This is a genomic window from Bradyrhizobium sp. Bra64, assembly GCF_024519875.1.
GTDB lineage: Bacteria > Pseudomonadota > Alphaproteobacteria > Rhizobiales > Xanthobacteraceae > Bradyrhizobium > Bradyrhizobium japonicum_G.
Window position 1 is genome coordinate 1 of sequence record NZ_JALJRD010000017.1, and the last position, 13,977, is coordinate 13,977.

At 65.5% G+C, this 13,977-nt stretch carries 10 protein-coding genes; 4 read left to right on the forward strand and 6 right to left on the reverse strand.

The genetic code is table 11. The features are described 5' to 3' along the window. Positions 1-369: 369 nt before the first annotated feature. The 3 genes from NR187_RS30750 to NR187_RS30760 all read left to right on the forward strand — a co-directional run bounded on the left by NR187_RS30750 (position 370) and on the right by NR187_RS30760 (position 6,094). Complete coding sequence (locus NR187_RS30750) at positions 370-1,575, forward strand: efflux RND transporter periplasmic adaptor subunit (RefSeq protein WP_211384066.1); 1,206 nt, start codon at positions 370-372, stop codon at positions 1,573-1,575. Further along, the gene (locus tag NR187_RS30755) at positions 1,572-4,739 is read left to right on the forward strand and encodes an efflux RND transporter permease subunit (protein WP_256808870.1); all 3,168 of its coding nucleotides are present in this window, start codon (positions 1,572-1,574) and stop codon (positions 4,737-4,739) included. The genes NR187_RS30750 and NR187_RS30755 overlap by 4 nt, the downstream gene beginning before the upstream one ends. Positions 4,740-4,903: 164 nt before the next feature. After that, positions 4,904-6,094, forward strand: coding sequence for an ABC transporter substrate-binding protein (locus tag NR187_RS30760; RefSeq protein ID WP_211384068.1), 1,191 nt, complete (start codon positions 4,904-4,906; stop codon positions 6,092-6,094). A gap of 82 nt (positions 6,095-6,176) precedes the next feature. On the opposite strand, the gene NR187_RS30765 is transcribed toward NR187_RS30760, so the two are convergent. From NR187_RS30765 to NR187_RS30780, 4 genes are read right to left on the reverse strand one after another with little or no spacing between them, the layout of a single operon-like run. Next, on the reverse strand, positions 6,177-6,563 hold the full coding sequence (locus tag NR187_RS30765) for an MAPEG family protein (protein ID WP_256808872.1): 387 nt from the start codon (positions 6,561-6,563) through the stop codon (positions 6,177-6,179). 27 nt (positions 6,564-6,590) lie between these two features. Beyond that, complete coding sequence (locus tag NR187_RS30770) at positions 6,591-7,673, reverse strand: lipocalin-like domain-containing protein (RefSeq protein WP_256808874.1); 1,083 nt, start codon at positions 7,671-7,673, stop codon at positions 6,591-6,593. Further along, positions 7,663-10,125, reverse strand: coding sequence for an ABC transporter permease (locus NR187_RS30775; protein WP_256808875.1), 2,463 nt, complete (start codon positions 10,123-10,125; stop codon positions 7,663-7,665). Before NR187_RS30775 ends, NR187_RS30770 begins: the two co-directional genes overlap by 11 nt. Further along, complete coding sequence (locus tag NR187_RS30780; RefSeq protein WP_256808877.1) at positions 10,122-10,775, reverse strand: ABC transporter ATP-binding protein; 654 nt, start codon at positions 10,773-10,775, stop codon at positions 10,122-10,124. Before NR187_RS30780 ends, NR187_RS30775 begins: the two co-directional genes overlap by 4 nt. 143 nt (positions 10,776-10,918) lie before the next feature. Here NR187_RS30780 and NR187_RS30785 point away from each other — a divergent pair, with 143 nt between their 5' ends. Continuing rightward, a complete protein-coding gene (locus NR187_RS30785) occupies positions 10,919-12,244 on the forward strand; it encodes an MFS transporter (protein WP_256808878.1) in 1,326 nt (441 codons plus the stop codon). 109 nt (positions 12,245-12,353) lie between these two features. Here NR187_RS30785 and NR187_RS30790 read toward each other — a convergent pair whose 3' ends face one another. Both NR187_RS30790 and NR187_RS30795 read right to left on the reverse strand, forming a co-directional pair. Next, a complete protein-coding gene (locus NR187_RS30790) occupies positions 12,354-13,562 on the reverse strand; it encodes an MFS transporter (RefSeq protein ID WP_256808879.1) in 1,209 nt (402 codons plus the stop codon). Between the two features lie 156 nt (positions 13,563-13,718). Beyond that, on the reverse strand, positions 13,719-13,892 hold the full coding sequence (locus tag NR187_RS30795; RefSeq protein ID WP_256808880.1) for a hypothetical protein: 174 nt from the start codon (positions 13,890-13,892) through the stop codon (positions 13,719-13,721). Positions 13,893-13,977 lie beyond the last annotated feature (85 nt).

A 13,977-nucleotide genomic window follows, 5' to 3' on the forward strand; every position in this document is an offset into this window, starting at 1 on the left:
GGCCTGCATGGTTCGAGACGCCCGCTTTGGCGGGCTCCTCACCATGAGGGTCTGATATCTCACCGCAAAACGCGACCTCATCCTGAGGGCCCGCCGTAGGCGGGCGTCTCGAAGGATGGGCCGCAGGCAAGCTGCCCGCCACGCTTTTCTTCATATGCGATTCCCCTGCCCTCCAGGGGAGGGTGACACCTTCAATGCGGCTCGGGCGCAGTCGACCATCCATCTGTCAACCCGCCATCCGGCCAGGGCGTCGCTCAAAGCAATGCGCGCGCTTTGGTCTTGAAGAGTTCATCATTGCCACCCATCTTGTGGCGCCCGCGGGGGGAAGAGTACCCTGCTTTTTCCGCGGCTTTTATGCGAGGACCTGGGATGGCTGGACCGGACGGAAGCGAGCAGTTTGTCAAAAAGCACGATTTCGTTTCGCCTCGGCCTTACACAATTGCCGGGCTTCTCGCCGCGGCGTTCGCGCTCACCGGTTGCGGACAGCCGACTTCGCAGGCGGGCGCCCCGCCGCCAGCGCCGGTCACCGTCGCTCAGCCGGTCAAGCGCACCGTCACCGATTGGGATGAGTTCACCGGCCGTTTCGAGGCGGTCGAGGAGGTGCAGGTGCGCCCCCGCGTCGGCGGCTTCGTCAACTCCGTCGAGTTCCAGGACGGCGCCATCGTGCACCAGGGCGATCTGCTCTACGTGATCGACCCGCGTCCGTTCGAGGCGGTGGCCGAACAGGCCGACGGCCAGCTGTCCGATGCGCGCGCCAAGGTGGAGCTTGCCAAGCGCGAGCTCGACCGCGGCCTGAACCTGGTTCAGACCAGCGCGGTCTCGGAGCAGGTCGTCGACCAGCGCCGCCAGGCCCTGCAGGCCGCACACGCCGCGGTGTCGCAGGCCGAAGGTGCGCTGAAGGCCGCCCGGCTCAATATCGAGTTCACGCATGTGACCGCGCCGATCACCGGCCGCGTCAGCCGCCATCTCGTCAGTCCCGGCAATCTCGTGCAGGGCAGTGACAACGGCTCGTCGACGCTGCTGACGTCGATCGTCACGCTCGATCCGATCTACGTCTATTTCGACATGGATGAGACCACGTTCATGAAGTACAGCAAGCTGTGGTTCGAGGGTAAGCGCCCGAGCTCGCGCGATACCGCGAACCCCGTGCAGGTGACGCTGGCCGGCGAGACCAAGCCGTCGCATGACGGCTCGATCAACTTCCTCGATAACCGCCTCGACGTCTCGACCGGCACGCTGCGCAGCCGCGCCGTGGTCAAGAACACCGATCTCTCGATCCTGCCCGGCCAGTTCGGCCGTATCAGGCTGATCGGCAGCGCGCCCTACGAGGCGCTGCTGATTCCGGACGTGGCGGTCGCGACCGACCAGTCCCGCAAGATCGTGTTCGTGGTCAAGCCTGACGATACCGTGGAAGCGCGTGCCGTGGTGCTCGGACCGCTGGACGAAGGTTTGCGCGTGATCCGCGAAGGCCTGAAGCCGGACGACCGCGTCATCGTCAACGGCATTCAGCGCGCCCGCGTCGGCGCCAAGGTCGCCCCGCAGACCGCGCCAGCGCCGGGCGGTGGCAAATCATGAACCTGGGCCGTCTCTCCATCAACCAGCCCATCCTGGCGATGGTGCTGTCGATCGTGCTGCTGATCGTCGGCGCGCTCGCCTACACCACGCTGCCGGTCTCCGAATATCCGCAGGTGGTGCCGCCGACCGTCGTGGTCACCACGCAATATCCGGGCGCGTCGGCGCAAACCGTGTCCGACACCGTCGCCGCTCCGATAGAGCAACAGATCAACGGCGTCGAGGACATGCTGTATCTCTACAGCCAGGCGACCTCGAACGGCCAGCTCACCATCACCGTCACCTTCAAGCTCGGCACCGACCTCGACAAGGCGCAGGTGCTGGTGCAGAACCGCGTCGCGATCGCGCAGCCGCAACTGCCCGACGAGGTGCAGCGCAACGGCGTCGTCACCCGCAAGAACTCGCCCGACATCCTGATGGTCGTGTTCATGCTGTCGCCGGACGACACCTTCGACCAGCTCTACATCTCCAACTACGCGCTGCTCCAGGTCCGCGACCAGCTGCTGCGGATCGACGGCGTCGGCGACATCCAGATCTTCGGCGCACGCGACTATTCGATGCGGCTCTGGCTCGATCCCGACCGGATCGCCAATCTCGGCCTGACCTCGGCCGAAGTGCTCGCCGCGATCCGGGCGCAGAACGTGCAGATCGCGGGCGGCCAGATCGCCGAACCTCCGATCGCCGACCGCGCCTTCCAGCCCAATCTCACCTTCACCGGGCGCTTGAAAGACCAGAAGCAGTTCGAGGATATCCTGATCAAGGCCGGCTCTGATGGCCGCACGGTGCGCCTGCGCGACGTCGCGCGCATCGAGCTCGGGGCGCTGGCGTATTCCACCAACAGCTTCCTGCTGCGCAAATCGGCGGTCGCCATGCTGGTGACGCAGCGGCCGGGATCGAACGCGCTCGCCACGGCAAAGAACATCTCCGACACCATGACGAAGCTCAAGGAGAGCTTTCCGAAGGGGCTCGACTACAATATCGGCTACAACCCGACCGAGTTCATCGCACAGTCGGTCCACGAGCTGATCAAGACCATCTACGAGGCCATGCTGCTCGTGGTGGTCGTCGTGCTGGTGTTCCTGCAAGGCTGGCGGCCGGCGATCATTCCGATCATCGCGATCCCGGTCTCGCTGGTCGGCACATTTGCAGTGATGGCGGCGCTGGGCTTCTCCATCAACAACCTTACCCTGTTCGGCCTCGTGCTCGCCGTCGGCATCGTGGTCGACGACGCCATCGTGGTGGTCGAGAATGTCGAGCGACATCTCGAGCACGGCATGAGCAGGCGCGATGCCGCGCTCAAGACCATGGAGGAGGTCGGCGGCGCGCTGGTCTCGATCGCGCTGGTGCTGTGTGCCGTGTTCGTCCCGACCGCGTTCTTAGGGGGCATATCCGGGCAATTCTTCCAGCAATTCGCCGTCACCATCGCGGTCGCGACCGCGATCTCCTGCTTCTGCTCGCTGACGCTGTCGCCGGCGCTGGCCTCGCTTCTCCTCGTTCCGCACGAGGAGAAGCGGCCGCCGGCGCGCTGGAATATCCTCGCCCGCGGCTGGAGCGCGTTCACGGGTGCCTTCAACCGCGTGTTCGACCGGCTGGCGCACGGCTATGCCGGTGTCGCCAATTTCGTCATCCGGCATTCTGTGGTGATGATCCTGATCTATGTGGTCCTGATCGGCAGTGCCGGCTGGCTGATCGGGACCACGCCGCAGGGCTTTATTCCGGCGCAGGACCGCGGCTACGTCATCATCTCCGTGCAATTGCCGGGCGCGGCCTCGCTGGCGCGCACCACCGAGGTCGTGCGCGAGATCGAGCGGATCTCGCTGGATACGCCGGGCATCGTCCGCGTCGCGGCGTTCGCCGGCTTCTCCGGCGCCACGCGCACGCAGGCCGGCAACGCTGCGGCGCTGTTCCCGGTATTCGAGGAGCCCGAGGCACGAATCAAGAAGGGGCTTACCGCAAATGCCATCACGGTCGAGCTGCGCAAGCGCCTGGCAGCGATCCAGGGCGCCTTCATCATCGTGATTCCGCCGCCGGCTGTGCCCGGCATCGGCACTGGCGGCGGCTTCACCATCCGCATCCAGGACCGCCAGGGTCGCGGGCCTGAACTGCTCGCCGCAGCCACCGACGAGCTCGTCGCCGCGGCGCGCAAATCGCCCTTGCTGCTCGCTCCGACGGTGTTCTCGCCGTTCTCGGCCAACACTCCGCAGCTCTTCGTCGACATCGACCGCACCAAGGCGCAGAAGCTCGGGGTGCCGATCGCCAACATCAACGACACGATCCAGACCTATTTCGGATCGACCTATGTCAACGACTTCAACCTGTTCGGCCGGACCTATCACGTCACCGCGCAGGCCGATTTTCCGTTCCGCAAAGAGCCGACCGACCTCGCGCGGCTGCGCACGCGCAACGCCTCCGGCGACATGGTGATGCTCGGCAGCGTGGTCGACTTCAGGGATGTCTCCGGCCCCGACCGCGTCGCCCGCTACAATCTCTATGCAGCATCCGAGCTCCAGGGTGAGCCAGCGCCGGGCGTGAGCTCGACCACGGCGCTCAACACCATCAAGAAGCTTGCGGACGATACCTTGCCGAGCGGCTTCACTTTCGAATGGACCGACCTTTCCTACCAGCAAATCACCGGCGGCAATGCCGGCCTGCTGGTGTTCCCGATCTGCGTGCTGTTCGTCTATCTCGTGCTCGCCGCGCAATATGGCAGCTGGACGCTGCCGTTCGCGGTGATCCTGATCGTGCCGATGTGCCTGCTCGCTGCGACCATCGGTGTGCGCATCATGGGGCAGGACGTCAACATCCTCACCCAGATCGGATTTGTCGTTCTCGTGGGGCTCGCGGCGAAGAATGCGATCCTGATCGTTGAGTTTGCGCGCGACATCGAAAAAGAAGGCAAGCCGCGGCTGGAGGCCGTGATCGACGCCTGCCGCCTGCGCTTGCGGCCGATCCTGATGACCTCCTTCGCCTTCATCCTCGGCGTGCTGCCGCTGGTGATATCGTCCGGCTCGGGCTCGGAAATGCGTCAGGCTGTCGGCGTCGCCGTGTTCTTCGGCATGATCGGCGTCACCCTGTTCGGTCTTCTGTTCACACCGATCTTCTATGTGGTGGTGCGGAACCTGGCCGAGGGGCGGAACGACAAGAAGCCGGAGGTCGTGGCTCCATAGGGCCGGGGTTGACCACTGGCGTATCGACCACCTCGGTGTCGGGACGACGCCGTTTGCTTGGCGCGTCCTCCAACTAACGACCAACATGAAATGGATGGGCAGGCCCGGGGTTCTTCATTAGTATCCGCGCGATTTCAAAACAGAAAACTGCTGGGAGCCAACGAATGAAATCAGCACTTTTGGCCGCTGTCGCAACCTCTGCCCTGTTGCTGGCGGCGCCAGCCTCCGCGCAGGGCGTCAAGATCGGCATCCTCAACGACCAGTCCGGCGTCTATGCCGACTACGGCGGCAAGTACTCGGTCGAAGCCGCCAAGATGGCGATCGAGGATTTTGGCGGCGAAGTGCTCGGCCAGAAGGTCGAGATGATCACCGCCGATCACCAGAACAAGCCTGACCTCGCCACCTCCATTGCACGCCGCTGGTACGACGCCGACAATGTCGACATGATCACGGAACTCACGACGTCGTCGGTGGCGCTGGCCGTGCAGGACCTGTCGAAGGAAAAGAAGAAGATCGACATCGTGGTCGGCGCGGCGACCTCGAGCATCACCGGCAGCGCCTGCTCGCCCTATGGCTTCCACTGGGCGTTCGATACCCATGCACTCGCGGTCGGTACCGGCGGTGCGCTGACCAAGGCCGGCGGCGATACCTGGTTCTTCCTCACCGCGGACTACGCCTTCGGCTACGCGCTGGAGAAGGACACCAGCGAGATCGTCACCCACAATGGCGGCAAGGTGCTCGGCTCGGTCCGCGTTCCGCTCAACTCGTCGGACTTCTCCTCCTTCCTGCTGCAGGCGCAGAGCTCGAAGGCGAAGATCGTCGGCCTCGCCAATGCGGGCCAGGACACCACCAACTCGATCAAGCAGGCGGCCGAGTTCGGCATCGTCTCCGGCGGCCAGAAGCTCGCCGGTCTGTTGATGACGCTTGCGGAGGTGAACGGCCTCGGGTTGCAGGCGGCGCAAGGCCTAGTCCTGACCGAAGGCTTCTATTGGGATCATGACGATGCGTCGCGGGCATTCTCCGAGCGCTTCTTCAAGCGCACCGGGAGAATGCCGAGCATGATCCACGCCGGGACCTATTCGGCGACGCTCAGCTACCTGAAGGCGGTGAAGGCCGCCGGCACCAAGGACACCGAAGCGGTCGCCAAGAAGCTGAAGGAGCTGCCGGTCGACGACGCCTTTGCCAAGGGCAAGGTGCTGCAGAACGGTCGCATGGTCCACGACATGTATCTGTTCGAGGTCAAGAAGCCCTCGGAATCGAAGAAGCCGTGGGACTACTACAAGCAGCTCGCCGTGGTCCCCGGCGACCAGGCTTTCCTTACCGCCAAGGAAAGCGGCTGCCCGCTGACCAAGTGACGCGGGGACCGCGCTAATAGCTCCGCCGTCGTCCCGGCCTTCGCGCCGGGACGACACTGAGTGTGTTGAGGTTGCTCGAGCCTCACACCAGCCGCAGCACCACTGCCCCCAGAGCGCCTGCCCACAACGCAATCGCGGCGATGCCCTGGATCGCAAAGCCGGGGCCGCGCTTTGCGGCGGCCTTCGAATAGCCGATGAAATAGACGATGCGGCCGATGATCCAGACCGCGCCGATTCCGGCTGCGACGGCATCGCCGATATGGATCGCAAACAGCCAGAGTGCCGGCAGGAAGATCGGCATCCATTCCAGCGTGTTCATCTGGATGCGGAAGGCGCGCTCGAAATCGGGATGGCCTGTCATCGCCGGCACCCTGACGCCCGTTTTGGTCCGCGACCGCGAGACATTGATGCAGGTGAAGAAATAGAATGCGATCGCCAGCAGCGTGACGAGGGCGGTGAGATGATACATGGCGAATCCCTTTGAAGAGGTCGCGGTTCAATACCCGGTCAGCTCGAGATAGCCAACGCCGTCATGCGTGCCGGCGAAGCTGATCGGTCCTTCCCAATAGGAGAAGCCGGTCCCCATCCAGGCTTTGGGATTGAGCGGCTTGCAGCGGATCGAGAACGACCGCGAGGGAATCGCGATCTGCCATTCCACCGGCAGCTTGCGTCCCGCAACCTCCGCTGTTGCGCTCGGAAACATCTGGATGTCGTTGCCTGCAATCATCTGCGTGCCGCCTGCGGCGGTGATCCAGTTGCCGAACGGATAATTCCGACCGTCCTTCTGCCGCAGCCGGTACAGCATCAGCTTGTCGCCGGATGACAGGTGCAGCGACAGCCAGTCCCAGCCGGTCTGGTCGGCGTCGAGCGGCTGGCTGCTCCATTCGCGGTCCATCCAGGCCTGGCCGGAGACATCGGCCGGCTTGTCGTCGATGGTGAGCGTGCCCCGCGCGCGGTAGAACGGCTGGCTGTAATAGTACGACGCTTGCCCGCGCTCCGACTTGCGGCTGTAGCCGCCATCGCCCTGCAGCACCACGGGACGATCGGCCTCCAGTGTCAGCGCGTAGCTGAAGTCGGTACCCGCGGCCTTCAGCGTCAGCGGCGCCAGGGTGCGATCGTCGCTGCGCTCGAAACCCTTCATCTCCCAATCGTCGATCCAGGCCGCAAACGGTTTTGCCGTGACGCCGGCCTGTCCGATCCCGCCGCGGGAAAATACCTCGTTGAAGCGGTGGTTGTCCGCGCGCGTCACTGCGGCGTGCGCCATCCAGATCTGCTGATTGGCCCAGCCTTCGCCCTGCGGTCCCGGCTGCGCCGCCTGACGGAACAGCGTCCATTGCAGGCCGCAAGCCGCGCCGCTCGCGTCGACGAGATTTGCCGTGAGATACCACCACTCGATGCGAAAATCAGGATGCGGCCCGTGATCGGCGGGAAAGGCGAACGTCTTTCCCGGCGTGACCTTCGCAAAGCCGTCGGCCGTCTCGCCGAGCCCGGCATAGCCTTGCGCGCCCGCACGGCGTGCAAGCGCGAGCGCAGCGATGCCGCCGAACAAAGCGCGCCGCGAGATTATGTCAGCGCTCATTGGCAAACACCTTGACGAGGTCCGCCGGTTGCATCCGCGCCAGCCTTATCATCGGGAGCAGTGCAGCAAGCAGCGACGCGACCAGCGCCACCGCGACCAGCCCCACCAGTTGCAGCGGAAACACGTGGAACGGCAGCCGCCAGCCGAACGCCTTCACGTTGACGATCGCGATCAGGCACCACGCCACGAGCAGTCCGAGCGGCACGGCAAGGAGCGATGTGAACAGCGCGACCGACAGCGTCTTGGTCAGCTCGATCGCGGCGAGGCGCGGCCGCGTGATGCCGATCGCCCACAGCGGCGCGAGCTGCGGCAGGCGGGAATTCGCCAGCGTCAGCAGGCTGGTCAGCAGCGCGATGCCCGCGACGCCGAGCGTGAAGGCGTTCAACGCCGACGTCACCGCAAAGGTGCGGTTGAAGATGCGGATCGATTCCGCCTTCACCGTCGCCTGGTCGGCGACGCTGCGGTCGTCGAGCGCAAACTGCTTCTGCAACGTCGCGATCAGGCCTGGGATGTTCTGCTTCGCGACGATGAGGCCGATCCGCGTCTGTGGCGTCTGCGGAAACTGTCGAATGAGCGCGGCGACGTTGACGGCGAGCTGCCCCTTGGGGTTGCCGTAATCGGCATAGATCCCGGCGATGTCGAGCTCCCAGCTCCCGCCCGGCGCCGGGACGTCGATGACATCGCCGACCCGGACGTTCAGGCGCCGGCTCAGCTGCTCGCTGATGAAGGCGGCGTTGCCCGGCACGAGCAGGGTCCAGGCGCGCGGCGCGGCTTCCAGCAGCGGCCAGCGCTCGCGATAGAGCGGGTGATCGGGTAGGCCGAGCAATTCGACCGGCTGGCCCTGAACCTGCGTCTCGGCGCGCCCGCCCGAGAGGATCGCCTGCACGTCGCTACGCTCCTTCAGCCAGCTCCGGATCGCGACGCCTTGCGCATTGTCGGAGGCGCTGATGTAGACGTCGGCCGCGAGCCGTCCGTTGAGCCAGCCGATGAAGGTGCGGCTGAACGTTTCCACCATGGTGGAGACCCCGACGTTGACGGCGAGCGCGAGCAGCAGCGCCATCAGTGCCAGCGACAATCCGGAAAGCTGCTGGCGGCTGTCCGCCCAGAACCACAGCGCCAGCGGGCCCCGTGCGAAACGCTGGCCCGCGAGCAGGAGGATCTCGAGGAAGGCCGGCAGGATCAGTGCCGCACCGAGCATCAGCGCTGCCAGCACGCCGAAGCCCGCGATCAGCGATTGTCCGTAGTGAAGCAGCAACAGTGCGACCGCGAACACGGCGCACGCCGCAGCACTTTGCAGGATCAGCCAGCGGCGCTGTCGCTGCTGCCAGGCATGCGGCTGCGCGGTGGCCAGCACCGGCATCCTGATCGCCTTGATCAGGCTGGTCGCCGCCGCAACAAGCGCGCCGGCAATGCTGATGCCAATGCCGGCGAGCCACCATTCAGGTCGCAAGCTGAGCTGTCCCGGGATCTGCGCGCCGTAGAGCCCGCGCAGCGACGCCGCAACGTCGGGCAAGAGCGCAGCCGCGATGAAATAGCCGCAGGCGAGCCCGATCAGTCCGGCGATCAGTGCCAATGCCACCAGCTCGACCACCAGCACGGTGTTGACCAGACGCGCCGAGGCACCGCAGGCTCGCAACGTCCGCAGCATCGGGAGCCGTTGTTCGAAAGCGAGGCCGACGGCGGAGTTGACGATGAAGAGGCCGACGAAGAACGACAGCAGGCCGAAGGCCGTGAGATTGAGATGGAAGCTGTCGGTGAGGCGTTCCAGCTCGGTCTCCGCATTCGGCTCGACCCGCTGCAATTGCTCGCCGACGACGCTTGCCAGCGGTGCGAGCTTGCCCCTGGGCTTGCCGATCAGCAGCCGCGAGACCTGGTCCGGCTTGTTCAGCAGCCGCTGCGCCACGCCGATGTCGACCACCAGCACATCGGGCACGAGCTGGGGCAATACGCGCAGCGGCGGCAGTTTTGCGCCGCTGCTGATCGCGGGTGCCGCGCCTTGCTGTTCCTGCAGATCGGCAAGCGTCTCTTGCGCGACCAATGTCTGGCCCGGCGCGGCAACAAAACTGCCCAGATCCGAAGCACCAAGGCGCGGCGCGTTGCCGACATCGGCCGGCAGCGTCACCGGCTCGATGCCGAGCAATCGCACTGCGCGTCCGTTGATCTGGACGCGTCCCTCCAGCATCGGCGAGACCGGCCAGCCGGCGCGGCGGAGCTTGACGAAAAGGTCCTGCGAGAAAGTCGCGGTATCAGGTGCGACCAGCATCGCCGTGCGAGTGCCGCCGAACGTTGCCGCCGCGCGGTCATAGGCGTTGCGGGCCTGCTGGTTGATCGCCTGCACGCCGCTCCACAGCGCGGTCGCCGCGATCAGCCCGATTAGGAGCGTCGCGAACTGCATCTTGTGGCGCCGCCAATGGCTGAGCAGCACCGCGAGGATCCACAGCGCGCGCTTCATGCGATCCGCCCCGCGTGCAAGGTGACGTGGCGGTCGAGCGTTGCGGCCAGATGCAGGCTGTGCGTCACCATCAGGAAGCCGCAGCCGTTGCGGATGACGAGATCGCGCGTCAGGGCCAGCACGTCCTCGGCGGTCGACTCATCCAGATTGCCGGTCGGCTCGTCCGCGAGCAGCAACGATGGCCTTGTCGCCAGCGCCCGGCCGATCGCGACCCGTTGCTGCTGTCCGCCTGATAATTGTTCCGGATAACGCTTGAGCAGGCCGCCGAGCCCGAGCCGCTCGATCAATTCCCTGGACCAGGCCGCATCGTGGCGGCCGGCGATCCGCGCCTGGAAAGCGAGATTGTCCGCGACGGAAAGGCTCGGGATCAGATTGAACTGCTGAAAAACCAGGCCGATCCGGTCGCGGCGCAGCTGCGCGCGCCCGGCATCGGAAAGCTTGGTGACCTCCGTGTCTTCCAGCCGGATCGTGCCGCCATCGGCGGCATCGAGCCCCGCGACGAGGTGCAGCAGCGTGCTCTTGCCGCTGCCGGACTCGCCGGTCAGCGCGACGCGTTCGCCGGCCTTGAGATCGAGATCGACACCGCGCAGCACATGGACCGGCTCGCCGGCCGAAGAGAATGTCTTGGAGAGGTTTCGGATACTCAGCACGATGGATGGCGCCGGACGGAATTAACGGAATTGCTGCGTAGCACACCTGCTGCGGAAATGCCGGGTTGCGTTGGTCTCGAAGCCGTTGTTAGCTCGCAAAACGACCAAATCAAAAAAGTGCCAAAAAGACGACGGGGAGAATCATGAGCGCTCAAGGAACGCCCAAGGTGGCGAGCGAGACGACCGGGACGCCAAAGGGAGCCTGGACCGTCACCTTTCTGCTGTTTCTGTTCATGCTGGTAAACTTCGCCGACAAGATCGTCGTCGGCCTCGCCGGCGTGCCGATCATGTCGGACCTGAAGCTCGAGCCGGAGCAGTTTGGCCTGCTCGGCTCCTCGTTCTTCTTCCTGTTCTCGATCTCCGCGATCGTTGTCGGCTTCATCGTCAACAAGGTGCCGACGCGCTGGGTGCTGCTCGCGCTCGCGGTGGTCTGGGCGCTGGCGCAGTTTCCGATGGTCGGCACCGTCTCCTTCACCACGCTCTTGATCTGCCGCATCGTGCTGGGCGCGGGCGAAGGCCCGGCCTTCTCGGTCGCCGCGCACGCGATCTACAAATGGTTTCCCGACGAGAAGCGGACGCTGCCGACCGCGATCCTGTCGCAGGGCTCGGCCTTCGGCGTCATCCTCGCGGTGCCGGCGCTGAACTGGGTCATCGTCAATCATTCCTGGCACTACGCCTTCGGCGCGCTCGGTGTCGTCGGCCTGATGTGGGTCTGTGCCTGGCTCGCGTTCGGCAAGGAAGGCCCGCTCGAGGATACCCAGGCACTGGCGGCGGCCGAGACGAAGATTCCCTACATTCAGCTGCTCACCTCCCGCACGTTCCTCGGCTGCGTCGCGGCGACGTTCGGCGCTTACTGGGCGCTGTCGCTCGGGCTGACCTGGTTCACGCCGTTCATCATCAAGGGCCTCGGCTTCTCGCAGAGCCAGGCCGGCTGGATCTCGACCCTGCCATGGCTGTTCGGCGCCACCATCGTGATCCTGACCGGCTGGATCTCGCAGCTGATGATGGCCCGCGGCTCGACCACGCGCATCGCCCGCGGCGTGCTCGGCTCCGTGCCGCTGGTCATCGGCGGCCTGATCCTGGCCACGATGCCGCATGTCCAAGGCGCGGCCCTTCAGCTCACCTTGCTCGTGGTCGGAACGGGCCTGTGCGGCGCCATCTACGTGGTCTGCCCGCCGATGCTCGGCGAGTTCACGCCGACCTCGCAACGCGGCGCGATCCTCGCAATCTACGGCGCGCTCTACACGCTTTCGGGCATCATCGCGCCCGCCGTGATGGGCACCGTGATCCAGCGGGCCGGCAGCATGCTCGACGGCTACATGACCGGCTTCACCATCAACGCCGCGATCATGGTCGGCTCCGGTCTGCTCGGGCTGCTCCTGCTCTGGCCGAACACTGAAAAGGCCCGGCTGACCGGCGCCGCCGCGCCGCAGGCCGGCGCGTTGAAGGGCGCGGTGTCGCCGATGTAGGGTCGGTGTTTCGCCCGCTCCAATCAATAGCTTCGTCCCGGCAAAGGTCGGGACGACATCCAGTGTGTTGATGCGGGACGACGATTGAATTTGTAGCGACCTTCGCCGCTCACGAACCGGTTTTCGCCCGCCGTTCGGTGAACGGCGACAGCACCACCGTTGCGAGCATGAAGATCACGGACGCCCCGAATACCCAGTGCGGCGCGCTCTGGTCCATGATCCAGCCGAACAGCAGCGGGCTGACGATGCCGCCGAGATTGAAGCCGGTGGAGACGATGCCGAAGGCGCGGCCGGCGGCACCGGGCGGCGCGGCATTACGCACCAGCATGTCGCGCGAGGGCGCGATCACGCCGGAGAGGAAGCCCGCGGCCGTCATCGTCGCGGTCAAAGCCCAGCCCGGCAGCGTCACCAAAGCGATCAGCAGCACGATTCCCGCGTTCGCGGCAAAGCAGGCCGCGGCGACGTATCCGTGACGCTCGGTATGGTCGGCGAGGAAGCCGCCCGCGAGCACGCCCGCGGCGCTGGCGCCGAGAAATGCGGTGAGCGCGATATTGGCGGCCGAATAGGACGTGCCATAGCCACTCATCAGCGCCACCACGCCGAAATTGTTGATGCCGGCGACCGACAGGCTGAGCAGCATGAACAGCGCCGTGAGCGTGATCAGCGCCGGGGTGATCACGGCCTGCTTCGGCGCGTTCGCTGCGCCCGGCTTTGCCTTGTGGGCACCGGCATCGGGAATGTTCATGACGACCAGCAGCAACGCCACCGCAACGCCGATCGCACCCGCTGCGATCAAAGCCCCGACACCGCCGGACACGACAACCAGCGCGGCGACAATCGCCGGCGCCACCGCGCCGCCGAAATAGCCGGCAAAGGTGTGGATCGAGAAGGCGCGGCCCATCCGCGCCTCGTCCATGTGCTCGGCGAGGATGGCGTAATCGGCGGGATGGTAGACGCTGTTGGCGAGCCCGAGCAGCACGGCGCAGGCGATCAGCGAGGCGTAGCTGAGGTGCAGGCCAAGCAGGATCAGCGCGACGCCGCCGAGCGTGAGGCCGCCCAGCAGGATCCTTCGCGCGCCAAAATGGTCGACGAGATAGCCGGTCGGCGCCTGCGTCAGCCCCGACACCACCGCGGACACGGTGAGCGCGAAGCCGAGCTCGATATAGCCAACGCCGAGCTGGCCTTTGAGGAACGGAAACAGCATCGGCAGGACCAGCAGATGGAAATGGCTGACCCAATGCGCGATCGAGATTCCGGTCAGCGTGCGCAGTGCACTGTCCGCCTTGCCTTGCTGCGGTGCAGCGAGAACGTCGACCATTGCAGTTCCGTTTTACGTTCCTTGGGGACGCGCAAACTATCGGGCACAGCGGTTATTTGTCCATGAACGCGGGCGCATGGCAGCTAGCGCGGGTCGGGGCGAAGGCGGAGTTTGCAGCGCGAGCAGGTGTTTAGAACGTCCGCCGCCGATCGCTGCTTACAGGGGCTCGTCATCCGGCCCGTAGCGGTCGCGCTTCGGCGTCGCGATGTCGCCGTCTTCGTAATCATCGTCGTCGGTGTCGCGCGTAGGCGGGGGCTTCTTCGCCTTGTCTTCCGCTGGCTTGTCGTCCGCAATTTTGGGCGGCGCGCTCGGCTTGCCGATCTTGGCCATGGCTGATCCCGGATGGTGATGCGTCATCCGACCCTATCCCGAAAACATGTGGGGAGCCTGACCTATCTCAAGGATCGCGGCAAAG

What these genes read in the sequence shown, in the direction of transcription:
- NR187_RS30750 (WP_211384066.1), top strand. Translation starts at nt 370, where the DNA reads ATGGCTGGACCGGACGGAAGCGAGCAGTTTGTCAAAAAGCACGATTTC.
- NR187_RS30755 (WP_256808870.1), top strand. Translation starts at nt 1,572, where the DNA reads ATGAACCTGGGCCGTCTCTCCATCAACCAGCCCATCCTGGCGATGGTG.
- NR187_RS30760 (WP_211384068.1), top strand. Translation starts at nt 4,904, where the DNA reads ATGAAATCAGCACTTTTGGCCGCTGTCGCAACCTCTGCCCTGTTGCTG.
- NR187_RS30765 (WP_256808872.1), bottom strand. Translation starts at nt 6,563, where the DNA reads ATGTATCATCTCACCGCCCTCGTCACGCTGCTGGCGATCGCATTCTAT.
- NR187_RS30770 (WP_256808874.1), bottom strand. Translation starts at nt 7,673, where the DNA reads ATGAGCGCTGACATAATCTCGCGGCGCGCTTTGTTCGGCGGCATCGCT.
- NR187_RS30775 (WP_256808875.1), bottom strand. Translation starts at nt 10,125, where the DNA reads ATGAAGCGCGCGCTGTGGATCCTCGCGGTGCTGCTCAGCCATTGGCGG.
- NR187_RS30785 (WP_256808878.1), top strand. Translation starts at nt 10,919, where the DNA reads ATGAGCGCTCAAGGAACGCCCAAGGTGGCGAGCGAGACGACCGGGACG.
- NR187_RS30790 (WP_256808879.1), bottom strand. Translation starts at nt 13,562, where the DNA reads ATGGTCGACGTTCTCGCTGCACCGCAGCAAGGCAAGGCGGACAGTGCA.
- NR187_RS30795 (WP_256808880.1), bottom strand. Translation starts at nt 13,892, where the DNA reads ATGGCCAAGATCGGCAAGCCGAGCGCGCCGCCCAAAATTGCGGACGAC.